Source organism: Sporosarcina contaminans (assembly GCF_042679045.1).
Lineage (GTDB): Bacteria > Bacillota > Bacilli > Bacillales_A > Planococcaceae > Sporosarcina > Sporosarcina contaminans.
The window spans coordinates 1-23453 of the sequence record NZ_JBHTLT010000116.1 but is presented as its reverse complement, the minus strand read 5'-3'; the positions used below and the strand labels follow the sequence as shown (position 1 = coordinate 23453).

Sequence of the window (23453 nt, the reverse complement as noted above, 5' to 3'; positions counted from 1 at the left end):
GTTCCGCAAATTCTCACTGCGGGGCATCGAAAAGGTGCATACGGAATTCGGAATTGTGGCATTGGCCCACAATCTACTGAAAGTGGCCGGCATCCGCGAGCTACTATCAGTATTGAATGAGAAAAATACAAGAACAGGTGGCGAAAAACGATTCGTCTTTCGCCACCTGTTCTATTTTAGGGACTTATTGGACAGCCTCTTTTCATTTCTTTTCAATCAATCCAATTCCTAAGCCTGTAGGATCTACCAAGTACGCCAAATAAAAATCATCAAACTCCATGTTTTCCCTAACAGTCAGCGCACCCATTTCTCTACCTTTCCGAATGGTTTCGTCAATTGAAGCTACTTCCATTTGAATGCGTATCCCATGAGGATAATCAATAGGTCCTTTGCAAATACCGCCACCAATGCTTCCCGGTTCCTTAGATGTAGAAACTGGCCAATAATCATGGTTAGGAGCTTCCACTGACCAACCAAACAACTCTTTGTAAAATTCGATTGATTGTTCAGGATGTTGACTGTTTAACTCAAATCCAACGACTTTCCCCATTCCTTCCCCCCTTTCTCTCATTCATCACATCATTTCTCTGTTAACAACATATAGTTACCTCATTTCAAAAAAGGAACAAAATGCTCTAAAAGCAAAATAATAGCGACCGTCAGGACAATGGTAACAACTGTTTCTAATATAGAGTATTTCTTTTTATCCTTCTCCCAGACATAATTATGAATAATAATGACGGCAGAAATGACAACTATCAGTTGAATTGGCCCCATTTCATCCCTCCATCGCTAGAGCATAATCTTGAGCGGACTTTCTATACTCCTCTTATTTATCATTAATTTTTCTTCTTTAACTCTTTCATCCGATTAATATAATCCTCGATCTTTTTATCTATTCGATCTACTTCATCATTGATCATTTTGTTTTTCGTTTCTATCCATTGTTCAAGCATGCCTCTGTATTCTTCGCGGTGCTTCTCAATGATCGACAGTAATTCATCTCTTGTAGATTCATCGATCATCCCTTCGCGCTCTAAAAGATTTGCCGCTCCAACAAAGCGGTCGCTTTCTATACGAATCGAGCCTCTCGCACGGTCTCCCAATCTTCGAACTTTGTCGTGCGCCATTGTTTTTGGCCAAGCGTCTGCCTTTACAAACATTAAACCGACAAGATCCAAGTCTGACGGTAACCAAAGCTTTGACATATTGCTTGAAAAGTCTTCTAATGTGTCAGCAGCCATATACGTGCCATTCCCGGCTTCTGCCACTTCTTTTAATTGGCTTTCCGACTGTTGATCCACTTGAAAGCCGATGACGTTAACATGGCGATCTTTCGACAACTCCGCAAATGCCTTCGCTTCGGCTACTGGATCACCATCGCAGGTTTCCGCACCATCACTGACAATATAGAGCGTAATGTCTTCTGTCGACTGTTCATGGTCCAAACGAGCCTGTTTAATGGCACCCGCCAATGGTGTCCATCCACTTGCCTTTACTTCATCAACTGCTTTATCGAATTCAGTTTCTGTATATTCCCCTAAAGGATACACTTCGTCAATCGTACTGCATGATACGTTTTTGTCCGCTTTGTTCTGTGTTCCTGCGTGCCCATAAACATATAAGGAAACATCGCTTTCCTTTCCAATCGTCATCGCAAAGCCTTTGACGGCACTTTTCGCCGTATCCATTTTCAACCTTCCATCCGCATGAAGCAGCATACTGGAGCTCGCATCCAACAAAATAATTGCTTTTGACGGTAAGGTTGCAGGTTTCCCTTCGACATTTATCTCATATGGCTCTGGCAAAATCGGCTCTTTAAACGAAGGAGAGTAATCGACCAATGGCTGGATCGTTTCCTTGAACTGGGCTCCTCCTAATAAATGAAGAAACACACCATACAATTCTTCGGGTTTCTGTGTAACGACTGTAATGCCTTCCATTTCACTTAAAAACGCTTCCCTTATATCAGAATGCACTTCCTTGCCGATCCATATAGACGTTTCCCGTTCAACCGAAAAATCCTTTGTTAATTCCCCAGGAGGAAGTGCGGCAAGCTCTTCAAGAGACGTTGCCCGCTTACCTGTTGGAACAGGATCTTCCGTTTCGCTTTCCGTCTCTTCTTCAGTCTCTTCCACGATTTCTTTATCAGCTTTATCAGCTTTATCCGTTTGTTGTTCTTTTGCAATAAAAGATTTTTCACTCTCCCCTTTTGAACAGCCGGACAGAGCGATTAACGCAGCAAAAAGGACAATTGTCATTTTCAATTTCATAGAGCAACCCCCTAAACTATTAATATTGATACGGGCAATCAATCGAATAGTTTCTTCTAAAATCCCAATTACCTCTTTTATACAAGTAATTTTCCATTGATTAGTAGGATTACAGTTAAAAGACCTATGCTATCTTATCTTAACCGACAGGGCATAATACGGAACGAATCTCTCATATACTTTAATAGTGTCTATCAAAAAGGAAGGAGGTACTGTTGCTGACCTTTGAATTTATCCTCATCGGAAAAACGACTTGGAACTACCCGCTACTCATTGCCATCATTCTCATTGCCGTCATTTACTTAGCACTAATCCATCGATTCGCTAAAGAACATTTCGTTCCCTTTCAACCTATTTCCTTTTTCATTAGCTGCGCATTGTTTCTCTTTATAGCAGCCAGTCCGTTTGCGATAATCAGCCATCTATCATTCAGTTTACATATGGTTCAAATGAGCATCCTTTACTTCATTATTCCTCCTTTAATGATGTTAGGCATCCCTGAGCAATTGCTAAACCAGCTTCCGCGTTTTCCTAAGCATAAATGGCTTACCTTGACTCGTCTCTCTCCGAAGATTGCCCTTTATACATTCGCAACCTTATTTCTGCTGTATCATCTCCCTTTTATTCTAACAATCATTGCAGGTAATCCTCTATTGAAAAATGGCTATTTGTTTCTTCTATTTGCATTATCATTCAGCATGTGGAAACCACTCGCATCACCCGATCCATTGTTCAGATTATGCACTTGTAAAATGAAACGGTATGCCTTTATTAGCGGTGTTGCCATTACACCAGCATGCCTTTTATTTATTGGATCGGCCTTCTTAGGATATACAGGCAATCCACTTTTCGACCAACTCATCGCCCATCTTTGCGGGCCTGCTAATTTGGACGCTCTCCCCATTATGCCATGGCCTTTCAACACAAAATATGATCAGGTGCTTGCTGGTTTTCTAATGATAGGCTTGCACAAGCTTAGTCTCTTTATGACACTTCGGCTCGAACGAAAAATATCTATACATTTTTATGAGGAGTTAGAATCGGAGGTTGAAAAGCGATGTGTTTAATTTTCCAAAATAAAACCCTCGATCGACTGCTCGACCGAGGGTGCTAAAAAGATTTATCTTGTGTAGGAAACGACTGCATTGTGGAAATTGCGAAGTGCATGGACTGCTTCAGCCTTTGTAGTGAACTCAAAAATCCGAAAGCTTTTTTGTTCAAATACGGTTAATACCCACATTGTGCATTCTCCTTTGAAGTTATTTTTGTTTTTCAATGCCTTTCTTACTTCTCATTCTACTTTAACTTTTGAAAAACGGTAGATACATGTGAAGTATTTCACAATTCGTTCAAAGACGAAGCGCTTACATGCGTCAACTTTGTGAAAAGGAAACATAATGAGCTGATTGACGAGATGATGCAGTCAATTGTTCCAACAATTGCTTGCTAAAAAGGTTGTGCAACGTTGCTGAGGATCTGTCTATGCGGACGATTATGATTAGCGCATTCTGGTTTTCGCGTGGCCTGCTGACGTCTTGTGCGCTTAGACTGCCTTCCACATGACAAGCGTTTTATGCCAGGCTCGGCAAACACCTATTCATCGTTGCAAATGGGTGTACTTTTCGTCTGGCTTGCTTCTCCCTAAAACGCTTAATTGATGTTGACCTCATTCTGTTCTCCGTTAGTATACTCATTGGAATACACTCTCCTTAAAAAAGTTTTCAATAGACATAAAAAAATACGCCTATCTATAAACAATTGAAAGAGTTGCCACTTAAAATAAGTGCTTCAATCGCTTATAGAAAAGCGTATGGTGTTCAAACGATGGTACGTCTCTCCCGCATGGGTGAGATGAAAAGAAGATTAGAAAAAGTATGACCTTATTATACCATTACACAGGCTGTTTGCAATTGTGATATTGATTAACCCCTAGCTTTTACTTGCTAAAAAACAAAATAAAAATAAATTAAAAGAAAAGAAGGACTAATTAGACTAATTAAGAATATTCTAATTGAGCAAAAAAAAGGGAGGTTTTATATGGGGGAAGTCACTTTTGAACAAGGATGGAAAAGGTCGAGTGTGGAGTATGTACAAGGGTACAAAAAATCACAGGGGGTTTTTCTATGTCCAAATTAAAAAAGTTTTTTCCTTTATTAATGGCCGTAACTCTCATCTGCATGGGGTTTTTCCCGGTGCAAAGTATTGCAAAAGATTCAACTATTAACAAGGAAAAGGAAATCCAAGCATTGGCAAATGAGTTGGAATACATCTTCTCAACTATCCTTGTAAAGGATAAACTAACAGGAGTCTATCTTGTTAACGAAGAAGCTCTAAAGAACTCGCATTATAATGCAGAGGAGCAAGCAATGTTCCTTGAATATGCGCAGCAATTTAAGGAACAAGGAGACTATGGCACAAATAATACCTTTGATAGATGTATGCAGGATTTATTAGGGATATCACAGGTTGTATGGAATGAAATAAAGGGTTTATCGATGCAAAACAATACCTTGCAGCAGCAGCGGCTATTTTACTGGCTACAGAGATTGCTGTTAATCCAATAGCAATCGCTATATTTGTTGCAACATGCGGACCTAGCCCCGCGGGTTAAAAACTATATCGGTTACCAAAGGAGAGTCTCATAATATACCTTCATTCTAATGAAAGTATATATGAGATTTCTTTTTGTCGTATAGTTAAGTAACTATAAAACTTAAGGGGTGATTAATTTGATTCTAATTCTAGAAAACGTAAAAGATCTATCTTTTTTATTAATACTTATTTCTAGCTTCGCTTATCGAAGACACCTCAAAATAGCTAAAAGGGAAAGAGAACTTACTAAAATTGAATTGACGCTATTTATACTCACATCCATTGCAATTCCAGTTTACGGTGCAACTTATTTCATACTTCTTTTTTCGAAATGAAAAAAGGACCCAAAATAACGGATCCTCTTTTGATTATTTCACATCTTCGTGACCATTTGCTTTAAGAAAAGCGATGCATAAAGCCATTTCATATGATGCAGCGGAGGCTGTATAGCCTTCAAAAGTACAGACATACGCGCCGGTGGCAACATTTCTTGAAAATGATACAGAATCATCTGAAACAACCATCAACAGTCGATTTATATATTTAATTTTTGTCGAGTATTTTGGATAATCATAAGGACTTAACTCATGTATGATTTTCAATTTTGTGCATCTTGAGAGGAAGACTCCATGAATTTCCTTGTCTAATTCTCTAGAAGGTCTATAACCAAAGCCTTCTCCAACTAATTTCGATGGGTAAATGGCCAAAGAGCAAGATATCGCAAAGCTAAGAGTGGCAAAGGAAAAAACAACCCTCTCTAAATTTGTTTCAAATTGATTTGCGTTTACTCCTTCAATAAATACCAAGTACCTCATGTTAAAGATGATGCAGTCAATTGTTTCAACAATTGCTTGCCAAAAAGGTTGTGCAACGTTGCTGAGGATCTGTCTATGCGGACGATTATGATTAGCGCATTCTGGTTTTCGCGTGGCCTGCTGACGTCTTGTGCACTTAGACTGCCTTCCACATGACAAGCGTTTTATGCCAGGCTCGGCAAACACCTATTTTATGACTACAAACCATAAAAAGACTGTAGACAAAGTGAAAATATTTTTTGTCTACAGTCTGATTTTCCTTTTTACAACGTCTACTACACTCTTCTACTTTTCAATCTAATCAATAGTCCACTACTTTATCGTTTTTCATTAGCATTAAGAAGAAAAAAGCAAATCTGTCTCTATGCATTCACAATTGGCAGAGAGATTGTTAGGAGTGCGCCACCATTATCACCATTTTCAGCGCGGATCGTTCCATCGTGTTTTTCGATAATGGATTTCGCAATATGAAGACCTAATCCTGCATGTCCCTTCCTTCGACTCCCTTGGTAAAATGCATCAAACAGCTTCGTTATTTGTTCTGCCGAAAACCCCGGTCCATCATCAGCTATTTTTATAGTGATTCGCTCCTCTTTTAGATGTACTTCAAAAAGAATTTCACCTTGATCGACGAAACGTATACTATTGGAAAGTAAATTATCAAATACTTGTGTCAGCCGATGAGGATCTGCCTTTATATTTACCTTCTGTTCACGTTCATCTTCTATTTTCCCGATGAATTGGACCCCTTCCTCCTTACAAAGAAGTTCATAGTCCTCCAGCTTATCAATAAGGAATTCCATAGGATCAAATTCCACTTTACACAACTCAAACGAATCGCTTTCCAAAATAGCTGTGTCACTAAGATCATGAACAAGTTTTACTGCACTTGCCATATTCTTTTTTATGACAGGTATATATCGCTCAAATCGATTGATTCCTTTTTTATGTGCTTCCTCTAGCCCTTCAACATGGCCTTGGATAATGGTCAAAGGTGTGCGAATATCATGCGCCAAAGCAGCAATTGCTTCCTTCCTCTTCTTTTGCATATTCCATTCGCGTTGCAAAGAATCCGACAATTCATCCCTCATTTGTTCAAAGGCGATGGTCAACTCCTTCACTTCTGTAATGTTTCCGGAGTCATTAAACGAAAACTGCAAATTTCGATCGCGAATAGAAGCAGTAGCTTCCATCAATTGACCAAGCGGCTTTTTCAATTGAAGGCTCAACCTCCTGACGAACAAAATCGTAAAGAGAGTAATGTATAGAAAAGGGGCGAATAGAAAGAGGAATGAAATTATTTTCACTAACATTACTTCCGATTCATTAATAGCTGTTACCTTCAATGTATAATATAAGAGCAGCACTCCTTGCAAGGAGCCCTCCTCTGATAGAATCGGTATGTATTTTTCATAATAATCGCCTGGTCCAGAATTAACTAAGTTCAAATTTTCCAGCAGCCGCTCTTTCGTCATATCAGATTTGTCAGGAAGAGTACCGTATTGATAACCGCCATTTTTATTGACGACTTTATATTTGAATCCTTCTTTTGGAATAATTTGCTCTAAAAATTCCTTTCCTGACTCTTCCATCAAACTGTCTTTTTCCCGCTTTACTTGCTCCTCAATCGAAGGAATCATTTTTTCATAATGGTTTGCATAATACGTCTTATCTTCACCAATGAAGAGCAGAGCAACCCATGTAATGAGCGTACATCCAAAGCTAACTAGTAAAATTTTCACAATTAGCCGGTGAAGCCTGCTTTTGATCGACACTGTTTTCATACCCACTTATAACCTACTCCCCAAACCGTTTGAATAAATGTGGCGGTCGGATCGATTTCCTGGAACTTTGCTCTAATTTTCTTTATATGCTCTGTTACCGTTGAATCATCTCCATCCGCTTCAAGCCCCCAAACCCGTTCATATATATGAGACCTTGAAAACACTTGCCCTTTATGCAATGAAAGAAACCAGACGATAGCGAATTGCTTGCTCGTCAATTCTACTTCAACCCCGTTTAACCTCACTGAACGTCCTTTATAGTCAATCGTCATCTTTTCAAATCGAAGTTCCGTTGTTTCTTTCTCATTTATTTTTCGTCTTTCACGTCTTAAATGGGCATGGACCCTCGCTTTTAATTCAGACAAGCTGAACGGTTTCACGATATAGTCATCGCCACCGACAACGAGTCCTTTCACCCGATCCGTTTCGTCTTGGCAAGCACTTAGAAAAATGATTGGTCCACGGACGACAGATCGGATTTGCTCGCACACCTCAAAACCATCCAATCCGTCCATCATGACGTCCAACAATACAATATCCGGCTTTTTTGCCGCTTCTATAATCGCCTGTTCACCATTAAATGCTGTGAGAATCTCATACCCTTCGTCTTCCAACGCATCTTGAATAAAGGAAACAATCTCTTCCTCATCATCTACGATTAAAATTGTTTCTTTCGCCATTATGCATCTTTCCTTTTCTTCGATCATATCTTTCAATTCTAACGAAAGTATAATATTCGCCGTTATATTTCCTTTATCCTTTATTTGTACTCTATCACTAAAGAGTCATAGGAGGATATCAGATGAAACGGATTGAAGTTTTGGACGGTTTACGCGGTTTTGCTTTGCTCGGGATTTTAATTGTAAATATTAACTTTTTCAATGAATCTCTAATGGCAATCAGCCTCGGGGGGACACCTGTGGAAGGATGGTGGAATGAAACGATTAAAGCCGTTTCCGTTCTATTTGTAGAAGGAAAATTCCTTTTATTATTTTCATTTTTATTCGGATACGGTGCAGTGATTTTATACTCGAATGCTGAAGCTGCCGGTAGAAAATTCACTCCAATGTTCATAAGGAGAATGATGGCTTTACTTCTTTTCGGCATTTTACACGGCATTTTCATTTGGCATGGCGATATTTTAACTAGCTATGCATTGTTGGGTCTTCTTTTATTGCCATTTATTCGTCGAAGCTCAAAAACGCTCCTCGTTTGGTCCATCGTTCTTACATTGCTGATTCCAATTATGATGACAATTTTCATGGTTGTTGGCAGCCTATCAGGGCTCGACAATACCGAAAATATGTACACAATTGATCCGTCACAAATTATAGCTTTTCAACAGGAAGATCAACTAATTTACGGGGAAGGCACGTATACGGAAATAACAGTGAAGCGGATAAATGATTACATTGCTAGCTTGCTGAACATGATATTGTTTTCCCCTCAAATTTTAGGCACCTTTTTATTAGGAGCATATTTTGCGAAGCGGAATTTTTTTCATGACAGTAATCGTAAAAAGAGCTCTTTCATAAAATTAGGGTGGATCGGTGGCATTGCAGGAATTGTATTCACGTTTCCACGGATTCTAACGGACTCTTCCAATACATTATTGGAGATAGGAAGTGTCTTTATCGGCTCACCTATGCTTATGCTTTCATATGTTTCCTTTTTCTCGATCGTCTTTATGAAGCATCCAAAGTTTTTACACTTTTTCACCTATCCAGGGAAAATGGCGTTTACAATGTACATTCTGCAATCCGTATTGTGCAGCCTTATTTTTTACAGCTATGGATTCGGCCTTTATGGCAAGTTAACATTATGGCAAACGACAGCAATCGCGCTTGTCATTTTCGGACTGCAAGCTATCATCGGCAAAATGTGGCTGCAACGCTTCAAGAACGGTCCTTTGGAATATGTATGGAGAACTTTATATAAAGGAAAACTCGCTTTAAAAAGCAAAGCACAGTGAGCTTAACGAAAAAAGCCAATCGAACATAATAGTCGATTGGCTTCTCTCTATTCAATATGAAATTAGTAGTGCGTGACACTTTCCCTTTTCATTTCTGTCATTTGATACGGGTTTAAAATTGTATTTAACTCATCAGCAGAAAGCACATTGTAACGCAAGCATAGCTCTTTAAGCGGCACGCCTGTCTCGAAAGATTCACGAGCAATTTTCGAAGACATTTCATAGCCGATGTATGGTGTCAACGCAGTAATTGTTCCGATGCTTCTTTCCACATAGTCTTGCATTTGCTCAACGTTTGCAGTGATGCCGCTAATGCAGTATTTGCGGAACACTTCAATGCCATTGTTCATGACTGTCAACGATTGCAATAAATTATAGACGAGTACAGGCTCCATAACGTTCAGTTCGAATTGGCCCGCTTCTGAAGCAAGGCTGATCGTATGATCGTTGCCGATTACTTGGAAAGCGATTTGGTTCATCACTTCAGCCATGACAGGGTTCACTTTGCCTGGCATGATGGACGAACCAGGCTGCCTTGCTGGTAAATTGATTTCGCTTAGTCCCGCTCTTGGTCCCGAAGCCATTAACCGCAAATCATTCGCCATTTTTGACAAATTGATCATGCAAATCTTCAAGGAAGAAGAGAGTTCGGTATAGACATCTGTATTTTGTGTCGAGTCAATCAAGTTTTCAGCTGACCTTAACGGCAAGCCGCTAATGTCTCGAAGATGCTCGACTGCTGTTTCAATATAGCGCTCATTCGCATTCAACCCTGTGCCGATTGCAGTTGCACCCATATTGATTTCAGAAAGATGCTCTTTTGTTCTTCCGATCCGTTCCATATCACGTTCGATGACACTTCGGTAGGCACTGAATTCTTGTCCAAGACGAATTGGTACAGCATCTTGTAAATGTGTCCGACCCATTTTAATGACATGATCGAATTCCGTTTCTTTCGCTTTTAATTCATCGACGAAGCTTTCCATCGTTTCAAGAAGCTGATTGACGAGCTGTTGTGCTGCTATTTTAATTGCCGTCGGAAACGCATCGTTTGTCGACTGCGACATATTGACATGATTGTTCGGACTGATGAATTGATAGTCGCCTTTATCTCGTCCCATTATTTCGAGCGCGCGGTTTGCGATCACTTCATTTGCATTCATGTTGAATGAAGTGCCAGCCCCCCCTTGAATTGGATCGACTATGAATTGGTCCGTCAATGTTCCAGCTATTACTTCATCCGCCGCCCTTGTAATGGCTAGGCCGATATCCTCAGGCAAGTCATTCGTAAGCACATTCGAAATCGCTGCAGCTTTTTTTACAATCCCGATTGCCCGAATGAGTTCTGGATGCATCCGCTCTTTCGTAATCGGAAAGTTCTCGGTTGCCCGTATCGTTTGGATTCCATAATATGCTGAGTCTGGAACCTCTTTCTCCCCTAAAAAATCTTTTTCAATTCTTTTTGCTAACAAATCCATTTTACCTTTTCATCTCCCTATAACATCGCCATAAGGCGTACAATGAACTTATACTGAATCAAGCAATAGTACCGCTTGGCTCCATGTCCATCGTACGCCTTTTATTATAGGAACGCCACCGTTTTTTACCCCTTTTTTAAAGAAAAAACAAATCGATGATCGAAACATCAAAAATATGGAACTTCTTCAAAAAACAGTTGCCCACTCAGCTCGCTTTTCCAACATCTCTTTTGCGGCCTTCTTTGCACCTTCAAGACTGTGACTTGCCGCCCAACCACACTGAATTTCATTGCATGCGGGCACTTCATTGGCAGCGAGGACGTCATTTAATGTCTTTTCTAAAATAGCAAGGACGTCTTCGTAATCATCATGATTAATAAACGCCATATAGTAACCTGTCTGGCATCCCATCGGACTGATGTCTACGATTCGATCAGAATGATTTCTGCTAAATTCCGCCATCATATGCTCCAATGAATGAATGGCAGGCATTTCGAGATGCTCCTTATTCGGCTGGCAAAAGCGAATATCATATTTTCGAACGACATCGCCATTTACACCTTCTTTCACACCTGCTAAACGTACAAACGGCGCTTTCACTTTCGTATGATCCAAATTAAAGCTTCCCACATTCATCTTTTTTTCCGTTGTCGACATCCCGATCGCTCCCTTTCCATGCGTTTATTAAAATTCATTAAACTATACTTCTATGCCTGATCAAGTATGCAGATTTTTTAACTATCAATATCTTATAGATTTACTTGGATTTAGAATATCAAGATTCCGAAGAGTTAGCAAGTTCTTAAATCTCTTTTTATAAAAAAAACCAGTGAATAGAATTTTTCCATTCACTGGTTCTGTTCAACTCATATTAAAATCCAAACAATTTCAACACGATATAGCTGGAAGCGTAGAACACCATGAATTGTACGCCAGCACCGATACCTAAGATACGGTTTAACAAACCGCCAACCATTGCAACCGTCATTGTCAAGACAATCCCAACAAGCTGTGCCTCATGGTAGGCAAGTAAACATGCAAGTCCGATAAACATCGCCACAATTGCCTCTTGGCTGACAAACTTCAATACAAGGACAGATGCCTTCCTTGCATAATTCATTGAAAACGGATAAGCGATCAGTGCTGCTACTGTAATACCAATCAATCCGTAAATGAAAAAGTCAAAGGTTGTCAAATGTGTATGCAAGTTATTGATTGGATCGACTGTAAACACTGGCGGAGCATTGAATAAAGGTGACGCAGGTCCAAGAGCGACCGGGCTTAACGGAATCCCGAAAGCAATCAATGGAATAATAGCTTCCGCGATGTACGTTGACTCAGTTACTCCATTCATGACAGTTAAGCTCGTAGTCGATTTTTTATATGCTCCTTTTGTTCGGGAGCCTACGATTTCCCCCATTAAAGACGTCATCCCTACCGGACTAAAAACGAAAGTCAATGAAGAGATGAACGTCGTGATCGAGGTAAATCCTGTTTGTCTTTTCGTTAATATTTTAAACGGATTCGGAAAATATCCTTTCCATCCCTTCGTTTCGGGAGCTAAATGGTATTCGTTCGGCTTATCGCGAACGATCGCTTTTTTCGCAGCAGGTGATGCTGCGATCAAAATATCCGATAACATTGGGCCTATCGCAATTCCAAGGAAAAATGTGATGGACAAATGCTTGTCCAATATCGAAAAGCTCAATGTATCTAGACCTTTAATAAAGAATGCAAACGGCACGATTGCCAAAATACTTGCCCATTTCCCTTTGGAGAAAAAAGCAATTAAGAAGGCAGCTAACGTAAAAATTAGTCCCGATGAAGATTTAAAGAAATCCGCAAACTGGCCCAAAAACTGCCCTAATAATACAGCAGTCGGCAATGCGATAAATGCCCCGATAATACCGCCCGAAATCATTTTTCTCAGCGCGATGTGCGGCATTCCCATACGCCTTAATGTATTTGCGTGATCGATTAACGGAACTGCTGTTGTATCTCCGGGAATCCCCATGAGTGCGGTCGGTACAGCATGCGTTAAATGCTTCGACAGAACCGCTGCCATGAAGAACGCAAACACACCTTCAGGAGGTGCACCAAGAAGAATGACTAAGAGCGTGATCGGCACCATGATCGCCGTTTCATCGGTCCCAGAAATTAAACCGATTAGCGTAAAAATGAGGGCACCGGCAAGCGCAAACAAAAGAGCAACGACAAATACGCTCATCTTGTCCCCTCCTTGCGTTTAAAGTTTTCAAGTACACCTAATTCTTCAAGCTCTTTTTTCGTAACTGGATCTTCATGAATTAAGCGAATTTCTTCCTCAGCATCCAATTGAAGATCAGCAAAAACGTCTTCCATGTTTTCAGCTGATACTTCATCCTCAACTAAAACCCGCTTTGGCCTGAAAAGGTATGAGTTCAGGAAAAGAATGCCGACTGTGCCGGCAATTCCCAACAATAATGAATAGGAATTTACCATTTGTGCATCTGCGAATTTCGGAAAGACCCATTGCCCTAATTTGTATCCGCCTATGCTGACAGCAACACTTAATACGACCGAGACGATCAATTGCTTCTCGGAAACTGTATCTCCTAATATTTCGATGAAGGAACGAGATTTCTCCGAGTCCTTCTCTTGATTGCTACTCATTTTAGTCCTCCCCTTGTACTGCCTTTGTAATTTGCAGGATGCGGTCATACCGTAAATCTTTTTCTTCAACTGCCTGCCGAACAATTATATCAATATTTTCCGCAGTTGCACCTGCCATGATCGCTAAATTTTTCGCGTGAAGACGCATATGGCCTGTTTGAATGCCTTCCGCAGACAATGCACGCAAGCTTGCAGCATTTTCAGCAAGCCCTAATGCTGCGATAATACCAGCTAATTCATCAGCAGAAGTAACCCCCAATATTTTTAAACTCGCTTTCGCGACTGGATGCGTTTTCGTTGCGCCTCCAATAATGCCGACTGCCATCGGCAATTCGATCGTCCCGACTAAGTTACCGTCCTTATCCATTTCCCATTTCGTCAAGGATCGGTATTTACCAGTACGCGCCGCATAAGCATGCGCTCCCGCTTCAACCGCTCTCGTGTCATTGCCCGTTGCCAATACGACCGCCGAAATTCCGTTCATCACACCTTTATTATGAGTGGCTGCCCTGTATGGATCCGCATCCGCAAATTCGAAAGCGTTTACAATATTTTTAACGACTTCTACGCCTCCTAATGCTTCCGCAGAAAACACACCACGGGCCCTTGCCAGCCTCTTATCGGCTAAGTTGGAAATAATGCGCAGAACGACACGCCCTCCAGTAATTTTCTCTATTAAAGGAGTTACAAATTCAGCCATTGTATTTACAGCATTCGCACCCATTGCATCTTTCGTGTCAACGAGCAAATGGATGACGACCATCGTTTCACGTGCTGTATTCACCATATGTACTTCTATATCTTTCACGCCGCCACCCAAGGCAACTAAAGTCGGATCCTTTTCATTGCAACGAGCCATGATTTCTTCTTTATGTTCAAGTACTCTCATTTTTGCGGCAAACGGATCAACAACATCCAACACTTGAATTTGTCCCCTCATGATTGTGCCACTCGTTGATGTAAAGAAACCACCTAAATCATACGCAGCCTTCGCAGCATTGCTCGCTGCCGCTATGACAGATGGCTCTTCTGTTACCATCGGAATAAACAGATCTTTGCCGTTAATTTTGAAATTCGCTGCCACCCCAAGCGGTAAACTGAATTGGCCGATGACATTTTCAACCATCGCATCTGCAGTCTTCATAGGCATTTGCTGCTTGTTCGATAAAATCTGCATCTCTTCATCGCTCAATCCCCGGCCAGCTGTTACGATGTTTAGTCTCTCTTCCACACTTAATTGATAGAACCCCTTTACTCTCGATGTAACCACATTTCTTCCTCCCTTTCGGAAATTATCATTCAACTTTGTTGAATAGCAGTATACATCGACTATAATGGACGCGTAATTGATTGTAAATACAATAATTCAATTTTATGAACTTTTTCGACGAATCTTTAGGATTCCTCAATATATATTGTAAGTACTTTTGCGGTCTCATCGCTTTCCGGCAGGAAGATATGTGGGGTTCGTCCTGAGAAATAAGCAGAATCCCCTTTCAATAGAACAAATTCTTTGCTGCCGTACATCAGTTTTATAGAACCTGATAGTATAAAGATGAATTCATCATTCGGATGAACATATGGCTCGATCGTTACTGCTTCCGGTAAAACTGTAACAACTGTCGGACTAATGAAGCTTAAGTTCATTTTATTCGCCAACAATTCATAATCGTACCCTAATCCGTTGTTTTCCTTCCCCGCTTCCCGTTGGCCTTGGCGGACAATCGTCAAGTCGCCGTGTTCCTCTTGATCAATAAACCACGATGTCGGGCTGTCAAGCGCTTTCGCAATTTTGGATAAAGTCGTTAATGCGGGCGATGCTTGTCCATTTTCAATTTTGGAAACATGGCTTTTCGTAATATTCGCTAAGTCTGCCACTTGCTGCTGAGTCATTTTCTTTCTTAACCGTATGCTTTTAACTCTCTTTCCGATTTCAATCTTATCCATCCCATTGTTCACCCCATAATTTCTTTTCAAAACACATTCGGATACAATCTCTCGCTATTATAATACGAGTTGCTAATATCCGGTATCAATTAGAAGCATGAAGGTGCGTAGCATTTTCGAATAGTTGCCGCCTTTCACTTTATTGAACTGGTCTTTCTTTAACTATGGCAACCATTCATTGGTACTCTTTAAATCTGTACATTTTTCATTATATAAATCAATTCTGAAAATAAACCGATTTGTAAAAAGAAAAAAAGCAGTTGCAAATCTCCTTTTCACTGTGTATAGTGTATATAAAGTATATATACATTGTTTCGAGGAAGAGGTATTTGTATGCAAATAATAATTTCTAACACTTCAAAGGAGCCCATTTATGAGCAAATTTATGTGCAAATCAAAAAACACATTTTGACGAATGAATTACAAGCAGGAGAAGCGTTGCCATCAATGCGGCAATTAGCCAAAGACTTGGATATTAGTGTAATCACAACAAAACGTGCGTATGAAGAGCTTGAAAAAAACGGTTTTATCTTCTCAGTTGTCGGAAAAGGCTCTTTTGTGTCTGAACAAAACAATGAAATGATTCTTGAAAGGAAAAGGAAAGTAATTGAAGAACAATTACAGTCCGCGATTCAAAATAGTAAAGAAATAGGAGTCGACCTATCGGAGTTAATCGAATTACTAACATTGTTATATAAGGAGGAAGCATGATGGAAAACGTAATTGAACTGCAAAATGTGAATAAGGCCTTCAAAGGATTTGAGCTTAAAGACATGTCTATCTCAGTAAAGAAAGGCTTTGTTACAGGTTTTATTGGTGGTAATGGAGTAGGAAAATCAACAACGATCAAGTTAATTATGAATTTATTGCAACCGGATAGTGGAGAAATTTCTCTTTTTGGTCTGAATTATAAAAAGCATGAAAAAGAAATTAAACAGCGAATCGGCTTTGTATTTGACCATAACGTTTTTTATGAGCATATTACATTGGCTGACATGAAGAAAATAATAAAACCCGCCTACAAGAACTGGGATGATGCCATATTTCATCAGTATGTAAATTTGTTTGAACTGCCATTGAAGAAACAAATAAAGACCTTTTCAAAAGGCATGATGATGAAGGCTTCACTCGCCTTTGCATTATCCCATCGCGCCGAGTTAATTATTATGGATGAACCGACATCAGGATTAGACCCTATATTTCGCAGGGAACTGTTAGACATCCTCCATGACCTTATGCAGGATGATGAAAGAACAATTTTCTTTTCTACACATATTACGACAGACTTAGATCGGATAGCAGATTATATAACCTTTATCCATAATGGACAGCATATTTTCACAAAAGAGCATTATAAAATCGAAGAAGACTATGCGATTGTGAAAGGCGAAACGAATTTATTAGATCGTGATACAGAGCAAGAATTTATCGGGATTCGAAGATCCAATCATGGATTTGAAGCATTGACGACAAACAAACAACGTACAGCAAATCTCTTTGGTGATACGGTCATTTTGGAGAAACCGACACTTGAGGATATTATGCTCTATACAAAGAAAGGAAATGATCATTATGTTAAATCTTATTCGTAAAGATATTGCGTTACAGAAAAACACATTACTCATACTATTGCCTGCATTATTTCTCGCTTTATTAATAGATAGATCTATTATTTGGGTAGGCGTTTTATTTTGCTTCGCGATCATTATGCAAAGTTTTGCGTTGGATGAAAAACCCACAACCAATCTTTTAATGAATTCTTTACCGTATACCCGTAAAGAAATTGTCAGTGCCAAATATATAGGTGCATTTGTTTTTACTTTCATTATTTTGTCGACGATTGTGATAAGCAATTTAATCATTCATAGAGAAGTAACTCAATTGGATCATTTACTGTTTATCGCAGGTGTTATTGTACTGTTTGTTTCATTTGCTTTTCCATTCTCCTATCTATTAAAAAGTCAGTATTTGATGATCGCTTGTGGAGTTTTGTTTGTCCTTTATATCGTACTTGTCAATAAGTTCGTACTTGATTTGAACGATCGATTACGTGAGGTTGTCCAAAAGATCCTTTCATTTGATAGTTCTCTGTTATATGCAGGTGGGATACTGGCAGCATTACTTCTCTACATCTTTTCCTGGATGCTCTCGGTACGTATTTATAGTAAAAAAGTATTTTAAAGAGGTTTGCCCATTAAAATTTATTGCGAAGGAGTTTGTATCGTGTATAAGGCAGAAAACTCAAAGAAGGCCGCTCGACCATTTTTCCGCAGCAACGTTGGTAAATGGCTGCTCCATCTTACGGTGTTTTCCATCTTTCAAATCATCTTTATGCTAACGGACGGCTCACCCTTTTGGAGTTTCCTAAATCCAAACAAGGTAGGAGAAATGCTACAAGATAACTTCAAGCCATTTTTCGATCAAATCCAAATCTATTCAAGTACACATCTAAATTATGTGACGGTCGTCTGGGGAACGGCTGTAGTTGTACACGGAGTCATTTCGATAGTGAAATCGTTGCATAATAATAAGTAGTAAACCGGGCACCCGTTGAGTGGGTGTCTTTTTATCTAGGGATGAACCAGTGACGAAGGCTTAGTCTTTTCGGAAATCGTATCACCCAGGATGGCAGGAAGTGAATTTACTCATTATGAGGGATAATTAACAAACCACTCAAAGCATCAATAATGCTTTGAGCGGTATTATTTTATCCTCTTTTGAACGAATATTATTTCATGGTCAATTTTGTTGACTTTGCTCATTTCATCATGGAGTATTTGTATTTTATCGTTCAATTTCTACAATGATATCGTCTAGTTGCATTGTTTCAACCGACTCGTAAATGTTATCTAAGTTTTTAAAGTGGAATATAGGTGTGAATATTAACGTTTTAGCATTTGGGTGTAGCTGTCCAAATGTAATCATATAATCTGTTACACCAGAGTTCCCATATCCACCGTTAAATTTCGATTTATACGTATTTCCTAAGTCATCCTTTAACAGTAATTCAGAATAAATTACGTTATATTTTTCATTTAAAACATCATTGTGTATGCCTTCTTTGTAATTAACGATGAATGAGTATGGTGTATACGTAATTTTGCTGATTTCTACGTTTAGGTCGTTCATTTCTGATTTAGGAACTTCAACTGTTTGTATAATTGTATCAGAAGATTTTGCATAAATTTGGAAATCCCATTCACCTTGAACGACTTCACTGTTTTCTGGATTAGATAATTCACGGATATTGAATTGGAACGTACCTTCATCAATGGAATGTGATAAAGGTAAAATAGCGGTTGTCATACCTGCATATTTATTTTTACCGATTTTATTAATATCATGCTCTGCATGGAATAAGGAGTTTTGCTGGCCATTTAATGTGAAGCTACCATCGATTAAAGCGATTGTCCCTAAATCTTTGTCTGTTTCAATTGAGTAGCTAACGAAAAGCTTTTTACTGTCTAATAATGTTTCGGTAATTGTAATTGTTGTGCCATTACTTTCAACCGTCATATTCTCAGCTTCTGCAAATTTTTCATAGCCAACTAATGTTTTGCCATATTCTTTTTCTGAGAACAGCTTAAAAATACTATTTACGAACGGAATTTCCTGTGCAAATGTAGTGTATGAAAGTCCAACCAATGAAGTTGTAGCAATACCAATAGTTAGGCACGCAGCTGCAATTCCTTTCGTCCATTTTTGATAGTTATTTTTTTTGATTTGTTTTCGAAAATCCTTTTTAAATTGCGCCTTTTCAAACTCCGATATCTCCACCTCTTCAAATTCATGGAGATTTATATCAATATCATTGAAATGATTAAATAGTTTCTTCAATTTGAATACCCCCTAATGATTTTTTAAGCCTCTTTTTTCCGTAATAAAGTCGATTATAGATAGCAGACTTTGTCATTTGAAGCTGACGTGCGATTTCCTCTGTGTCAAAGTCCAGTAAGTATTTCATAATAAATATTTTTTGATCGACTGGTTTTAACTTTGAGACAATGGCGTGAAAATTTTCGTGCTCTTCGAGTAGCATATTTTTTTGGTACGTTAATTCGTGTGCTGTAAAGTCTAAATCAAGAGAATGGCTCTCTTTTTTTCGTATTTCGGTACGGAAGTAATCGACTGCCTTATATTTTGCAATGACACAAACCCATTTTTTAAAATCCATAGGCTCGCCCGTGAAGTTTTTGGCATTTTTCCAAATCGACAATAAAACTTCGTTGCAGCATTCCTTAGAAAGATCATTTTTATTAAGTGGTCCTAATGTTTTTACGACCACACCTTTAATAAGCGGTAAATAATGATCAATTACATAATCAAGAGCTTCTTCTTCGCCGGCTTGAAGAAGGGCTATAAAATTTTGCTCATTAATTTTCATCCGAATCTCCTTTCCTGGAACGATTTTGTAAAAGCCTTTACACTATATACATCGTTAAGAAGTAGACTGTTTTCGCAAATAAAAAAATATTGTTTTAAAAATAGAAATCGATTTACTTCATTCATTCTCGTTATGATGAAAATTCCCTACATATTGTGAGGCACAAATGCTGTTGTAATCGTTGGTTTAAATCCTAATATAATCGAGCACCTCAAAATTAAAGAATTTAGAAGAGTTGTAGCAGGGTCAGTTTGATGTTTTTCATGTAGTGTTTAAATAGTTGAGAAAACAAACGGGAGAAATGTCTTATGAAAGCACTTCAATAAAATTAAAGGAACGAGTGCATTTGTGCATTCGTTCCTTTTTTCTCCCCGACCGCCACTAAATCAAGCAATATCGCCTATATGCTTCAAAGCCTCTCGCCTGCTTAACGGTTTAAGTGTATTTTCTTGGACAAATTGCTTCACAATGACAGGGTCAGTTTTCGCATACTCTCGCAATGCCCAGCCGATCGCTTTTTGAATGAAAAATTCATTGGACTTCGTATGCTGTAAAATGATTTTGAATAGGAGGTCAGTATCTGTTTCTTTCTTGAACTTTAATTGGTGCAAAATAGCGGAGCGGTTCGTCCACATATTATCCGATTGCGACCAGTCTAACATCACTGTTTTTCCGTAACTGCGGTCCAATTTGACGACATGCCCGACAAGATGCGGCGCGATTGAATCGACACTATCCCACCACGATTTCGTTTCGATGAACTTCAATAGTTTCTGATAATCGTCGGTAGTAAAGTGCTTCTTCATTTTATCAAGCAAGGCAATTGCGGCATACTGATATTCCCGCTCAGGTAATTCATATAATTTCCATGCCTCGTTAAAAATCTCGCCAACATTGGGTAACGCATATTCCTGAAATTGCGCTCGCAACAGTTCTTTCCGCAGTGGACTTTTAATGCCTAAAAACGAAAAATGGTGTTTCATATATGCTTTCATGGGACCGGCATTCTCAACATTACGGCATATTTCGAACTTCTCAATAATCCCCTTGTGACTCCATTGCTTTTTCATTGTCCTCAACTCCACATTTCACATACTATTTAGACATACTATATCATTAATCGAACATACGTTCAAACCTATGTACATAAAAATAGCTTAACAAATAACAAAAACCGCCCCAGGAAAAACCTGCGACGGCACAGTGTTTGCACGATATAATCAGCTTGGCAGCGAACGACGGGCCAACACAAGAATCCCATAACTGGTACCCCAAGATTTGAAAGAGCCTTGATCTTTTAGCGTTAACCTTTAGATTGAAAAGAACTTTAAGTTATAAGGTTTACAACTTTTAACGCTAAAGTTTGAGCTTTTTCTCTGCTCGATTCAGTAATCACTAGTAAGGTTTGATCCGGTTTTCTATTTAACCCAAAGAAAATCCGGTAAAAGAAGGGTCTTGTGGATGTCGTTTTCGATTACTCATGCAATACAATTTATATGGTGATTTTCGTTATGGCATTAGATTCGGATAGGACGGCATCCACTTCCGCTTTAAAGCTGGAAATTCGCTCTTCCCATTCCTCAATCCGCTTATCGAGATTCAATGGATCGATGAGGACATACTCATTCCGCTCCATAAATGATTTTGTATGAAGCTCGACTTCTTCCTTTTTCGCATGCTCTTTATTCCCTAAAATAGCTGTTAAATAGTCTTCTAACCGTGATGGCAGCGACTCATTTTCCATCGTTAGTTTATTGATGGCCATTCGGCGTCTTTCAATCATTTTGGAAAGCAGCTTCTCTTCATTTGCAATGGAGGATTTGCGCTCAATCGCTTTCGCGACCGTCATCCTCTCCCCTGCGACAATCACTTCAGTGACAGCATTCGACTGGACAATTGCATCTTTCAGTTGATTGCGCCTTTCAATTAACGATACCGCCTTGTCGAAACCGGCTTGGATCGTCTTTTCATAGTCTTCGATGGAAAGGCCTTTCATCTTCTGTGCAGATTTTCGGTCCGTTGCAATAAAATCCGCCTCATGAATCACTTTCGGAATTCGGTCGTTTAACATTTTCAGCTCGGATAACGCACGGTGGATCGACATCGTTTGAGTGGTAGTCATCACATTTCCTCCAATCACTTTGTTTCATTCTACCATTCAATCTATAGAGTGAAAAGACACGTAGGAATATAAGCTATCGTTCAATCCAGAACCTCCGAACGATGTTTCCATGAGGTTCCATATAGCTTTCATCCTCCACACCGCCATTGTGTACAATGACAGTAGTCGGGCCGATATTGTCGTCATTGCAAGTGACTAACACAGAGCGAATGCCTAACTGATCCGTTATATTCAATGCTTCGGAAAGCAAATGCGTCGCGTACCTTTTCCGCCGTTCGGAAGGCCGGATTCCATAGCCGATATGACCATCGACCTTGCGTAAATAAACATTCAAGCGATGCCGGATGTTAACCATTCCAAGAATACGATCGTTTCATCATGAGAAGATAATTCGTGTTCCGCATCCGATTGCCATGACCGGCTTCCTTTGCTGCCAATTCATCCAAATAGATTTCGTAAGGCTTGTCCCCATTCAAATGTAAGCTATTAGGCGTCATTCGGTCTTCATCCCACTCCTTCCTATACGCAATATGCTCCGCTTCCCACTTCATGGATGGTCTTTCAAATCGCATGCAATTTCCTCCACTTCCTATTTCATAACAATACAATATTCTGTCACCATTTATAGAAAATGAAACTTTTTCCACTTGCCACCCGTATTAATAATTGAAAGAAAAATTCGTAAACTGGAGGTGGAGTGATGAAAAAGCCTTTTTCTTGGAAGTTACGAATTGCTCTATTTGCGACTGCAGTCTTTCTTTTAATCGGCGGTTGTTCAAAGACCGATGAACAAGATAAAATAACAGAATCCATTAAAACAGTTGTGGGGCTTCAAATGAATGCACCTGACGAGAAAGCACTTAGTCAAAACTATGATACTCCCGAAGAGGATTCTTGGTTAGAAGATTACACCGCTTATTTAAAAGAGACGTTCGGTCCTTACTTTACGGAAAGCACTACTGAGCAATACATTATGACAAACGAATTTGTCTCGTTCCATCATGCTGCTGACAGATTTAATTATGAATTAAAGGTAAGAAATATCGATGTGGAGCAAAACGAAGTGACGCCTACGAATTATAACTTTACAGTCGAACTCGATTATAAAAAAGATGGCGAAATAACGCCGATTGAAGTAACAGGTGTTGCAATTATGCGAGATGACAAAATCGCGAAAATTTCATACCTTGGCGATAAAAAGCTATTGAGGAACCTATTTAGCGGAGAATTGGAATAAAAGAATCGATCAATTTCATTTTATAAACGAAACCCCGGTCGCTTTGAATCCATTGAGATTTTCACAAAATAAAAAGGGCTGCCATAGCAGCCCTCAGACTGTAGACAAACACCAGGAATTTTTGGTGTTTGCCTACAGTCTTTTTTCTTTTAAAATAGAAGTAATACTAGAAAAGTTGATTTCCACTGCGGTCGGAC

The 23453-nt window shown here is 39.3% G+C and carries 27 protein-coding genes; 9 read left to right on the top strand and 18 right to left on the bottom strand.

From position 1 onward, the window contains the following. Nucleotides 1-232: hypothetical protein (locus ACFQ38_RS14025; RefSeq protein ID WP_381481654.1), on the top strand; the 232-nt coding region annotated here is incomplete at its 5' end. Here ACFQ38_RS14025 and ACFQ38_RS14020 read toward each other — a convergent pair. From ACFQ38_RS14020 to ACFQ38_RS14010, 3 genes are all read right to left on the bottom strand, one after another. Then, nucleotides 203-550: a VOC family protein gene (locus ACFQ38_RS14020; protein ID WP_381481652.1), complete on the bottom strand. Its 348-nt coding sequence runs from the start codon at nucleotides 548-550 to the stop codon at nucleotides 203-205. The two genes, ACFQ38_RS14025 and ACFQ38_RS14020, sit on opposite strands and share 30 nt — an antisense overlap. Before the next feature lie 59 nt (nucleotides 551-609). After that, nucleotides 610-777, bottom strand: coding sequence for a hypothetical protein (locus ACFQ38_RS14015; protein ID WP_336824157.1), 168 nt, complete (start codon nucleotides 775-777; stop codon nucleotides 610-612). 62 nt (nucleotides 778-839) lie between these two features. Beyond that, entirely contained in the window at nucleotides 840-2273 is a 1434-nt protein-coding gene (locus tag ACFQ38_RS14010; protein WP_336824156.1) for a vWA domain-containing protein, read from the bottom strand. 215 nt (nucleotides 2274-2488) lie between these two features. Between ACFQ38_RS14010 and ACFQ38_RS14005 the strand changes: the two genes are divergently transcribed. Beyond that, nucleotides 2489-3340, top strand: a complete 852-nt coding sequence (locus tag ACFQ38_RS14005; RefSeq protein ID WP_381481649.1) for a cytochrome c oxidase assembly protein — start codon at nucleotides 2489-2491, stop codon at nucleotides 3338-3340. 1056 nt (nucleotides 3341-4396) lie between these two features. Further along, entirely contained in the window at nucleotides 4397-4837 is a 441-nt protein-coding gene (locus ACFQ38_RS14000) for a hypothetical protein (protein WP_381481647.1), read from the top strand. 396 nt (nucleotides 4838-5233) lie between these two features. Here the strand turns inward: ACFQ38_RS14000 and ACFQ38_RS13995 are convergent, their stop codons facing one another. From ACFQ38_RS13995 to ACFQ38_RS13985, 3 genes are all read right to left on the bottom strand, one after another. Next, nucleotides 5234-5671: a hypothetical protein gene (locus tag ACFQ38_RS13995; RefSeq protein WP_381481645.1), complete on the bottom strand. Its 438-nt coding sequence runs from the start codon at nucleotides 5669-5671 to the stop codon at nucleotides 5234-5236. Between the two features lie 371 nt (nucleotides 5672-6042). Further along, the gene (locus tag ACFQ38_RS13990) at nucleotides 6043-7464 is read right to left on the bottom strand and encodes a sensor histidine kinase (protein WP_381481656.1); all 1422 of its coding nucleotides are present in this window, start codon (nucleotides 7462-7464) and stop codon (nucleotides 6043-6045) included. After that, nucleotides 7461-8144 (bottom strand): response regulator transcription factor, encoded by a 684-nt coding sequence (locus ACFQ38_RS13985; protein ID WP_381481643.1) that lies wholly within the window; start codon nucleotides 8142-8144, stop codon nucleotides 7461-7463. Before ACFQ38_RS13985 ends, ACFQ38_RS13990 begins: the two co-directional genes overlap by 4 nt. Nucleotides 8145-8266: 122 nt before the next feature. Here ACFQ38_RS13985 and ACFQ38_RS13980 point away from each other — a divergent pair, with 122 nt between their 5' ends. Beyond that, entirely contained in the window at nucleotides 8267-9436 is a 1170-nt protein-coding gene (locus tag ACFQ38_RS13980) for a DUF418 domain-containing protein (RefSeq protein WP_381481640.1), read from the top strand. A 62-nt stretch (nucleotides 9437-9498) separates the two neighbouring features. Here ACFQ38_RS13980 and aspA read toward each other — a convergent pair whose 3' ends face one another. The 6 genes from aspA to ACFQ38_RS13950 form a co-directional block, all read right to left on the bottom strand. Further along, nucleotides 9499-10914, bottom strand: coding sequence for an aspartate ammonia-lyase (gene aspA, locus ACFQ38_RS13975; RefSeq protein WP_381481638.1), 1416 nt, complete (start codon nucleotides 10912-10914; stop codon nucleotides 9499-9501). A 186-nt stretch (nucleotides 10915-11100) separates the two neighbouring features. Next, nucleotides 11101-11571: an S-ribosylhomocysteine lyase gene (locus tag ACFQ38_RS13970; protein WP_381481635.1), complete on the bottom strand. Its 471-nt coding sequence runs from the start codon at nucleotides 11569-11571 to the stop codon at nucleotides 11101-11103. Between the two features lie 214 nt (nucleotides 11572-11785). Then, nucleotides 11786-13141 carry a tripartite tricarboxylate transporter permease gene (locus ACFQ38_RS13965; protein ID WP_336824150.1) on the bottom strand — a complete coding sequence of 452 codons (1356 nt, stop codon included), beginning with the start codon at nucleotides 13139-13141 and terminating at the stop codon, nucleotides 11786-11788. Further along, the gene (locus ACFQ38_RS13960; RefSeq protein WP_336824149.1) at nucleotides 13138-13566 is read right to left on the bottom strand and encodes a hypothetical protein; all 429 of its coding nucleotides are present in this window, start codon (nucleotides 13564-13566) and stop codon (nucleotides 13138-13140) included. Before ACFQ38_RS13960 ends, ACFQ38_RS13965 begins: the two co-directional genes overlap by 4 nt. Nucleotide 13567: 1 nt before the next feature. Then, nucleotides 13568-14836 (bottom strand): hydroxymethylglutaryl-CoA reductase, degradative, encoded by a 1269-nt coding sequence (locus ACFQ38_RS13955; RefSeq protein WP_336824148.1) that lies wholly within the window; start codon nucleotides 14834-14836, stop codon nucleotides 13568-13570. A 125-nt stretch (nucleotides 14837-14961) separates the two neighbouring features. Further along, on the bottom strand, nucleotides 14962-15513 hold the full coding sequence (locus tag ACFQ38_RS13950) for a helix-turn-helix domain-containing protein (RefSeq protein WP_336824147.1): 552 nt from the start codon (nucleotides 15511-15513) through the stop codon (nucleotides 14962-14964). Between the two features lie 333 nt (nucleotides 15514-15846). Between ACFQ38_RS13950 and ACFQ38_RS13945 the strand changes: the two genes are divergently transcribed. From ACFQ38_RS13945 to ACFQ38_RS13930, 4 genes are read left to right on the top strand one after another with little or no spacing between them, the layout of a single operon-like run. Further along, a complete protein-coding gene (locus ACFQ38_RS13945) occupies nucleotides 15847-16224 on the top strand; it encodes a GntR family transcriptional regulator (protein ID WP_381481630.1) in 378 nt (125 codons plus the stop codon). After that, complete coding sequence (locus ACFQ38_RS13940; protein ID WP_381481628.1) at nucleotides 16224-17105, top strand: ABC transporter ATP-binding protein; 882 nt, start codon at nucleotides 16224-16226, stop codon at nucleotides 17103-17105. Before ACFQ38_RS13945 ends, ACFQ38_RS13940 begins: the two co-directional genes overlap by 1 nt. Next, the gene (locus ACFQ38_RS13935) at nucleotides 17086-17694 is read left to right on the top strand and encodes an ABC-2 transporter permease (RefSeq protein WP_336824144.1); all 609 of its coding nucleotides are present in this window, start codon (nucleotides 17086-17088) and stop codon (nucleotides 17692-17694) included. Before ACFQ38_RS13940 ends, ACFQ38_RS13935 begins: the two co-directional genes overlap by 20 nt. 42 nt (nucleotides 17695-17736) lie before the next feature. Then, entirely contained in the window at nucleotides 17737-18048 is a 312-nt protein-coding gene (locus tag ACFQ38_RS13930; RefSeq protein ID WP_381481626.1) for a YfzA family protein, read from the top strand. Between the two features lie 249 nt (nucleotides 18049-18297). Here ACFQ38_RS13930 and ACFQ38_RS13925 read toward each other — a convergent pair whose 3' ends face one another. The 6 genes from ACFQ38_RS13925 to ACFQ38_RS13900 form a co-directional block, all read right to left on the bottom strand. Continuing rightward, a complete protein-coding gene (locus tag ACFQ38_RS13925; protein WP_336824142.1) occupies nucleotides 18298-19350 on the bottom strand; it encodes a DUF4179 domain-containing protein in 1053 nt (350 codons plus the stop codon). Then, nucleotides 19334-19897: a sigma-70 family RNA polymerase sigma factor gene (locus tag ACFQ38_RS13920; protein ID WP_336824141.1), complete on the bottom strand. Its 564-nt coding sequence runs from the start codon at nucleotides 19895-19897 to the stop codon at nucleotides 19334-19336. Before ACFQ38_RS13920 ends, ACFQ38_RS13925 begins: the two co-directional genes overlap by 17 nt. A 386-nt stretch (nucleotides 19898-20283) precedes the next feature. Next, the gene (locus ACFQ38_RS13915; RefSeq protein ID WP_381481623.1) at nucleotides 20284-20967 is read right to left on the bottom strand and encodes a DNA alkylation repair protein; all 684 of its coding nucleotides are present in this window, start codon (nucleotides 20965-20967) and stop codon (nucleotides 20284-20286) included. Between the two features lie 422 nt (nucleotides 20968-21389). Beyond that, nucleotides 21390-22019 carry a hypothetical protein gene (locus ACFQ38_RS13910; RefSeq protein ID WP_336824139.1) on the bottom strand — a complete coding sequence of 210 codons (630 nt, stop codon included), beginning with the start codon at nucleotides 22017-22019 and terminating at the stop codon, nucleotides 21390-21392. 73 nt (nucleotides 22020-22092) lie between these two features. Further along, nucleotides 22093-22374 carry a GNAT family N-acetyltransferase gene (locus tag ACFQ38_RS13905; protein WP_381481621.1) on the bottom strand — a complete coding sequence of 94 codons (282 nt, stop codon included), beginning with the start codon at nucleotides 22372-22374 and terminating at the stop codon, nucleotides 22093-22095. Further along, on the bottom strand, nucleotides 22367-22591 hold the full coding sequence (locus ACFQ38_RS13900; RefSeq protein ID WP_381481618.1) for a hypothetical protein: 225 nt from the start codon (nucleotides 22589-22591) through the stop codon (nucleotides 22367-22369). The genes ACFQ38_RS13905 and ACFQ38_RS13900 overlap by 8 nt, the downstream gene beginning before the upstream one ends. Before the next feature lie 128 nt (nucleotides 22592-22719). Here ACFQ38_RS13900 and ACFQ38_RS13895 point away from each other — a divergent pair, with 128 nt between their 5' ends. Further along, nucleotides 22720-23256 (top strand): hypothetical protein, encoded by a 537-nt coding sequence (locus ACFQ38_RS13895; protein WP_381481616.1) that lies wholly within the window; start codon nucleotides 22720-22722, stop codon nucleotides 23254-23256. Nucleotides 23257-23453: the final 197 nt, after the last annotated feature.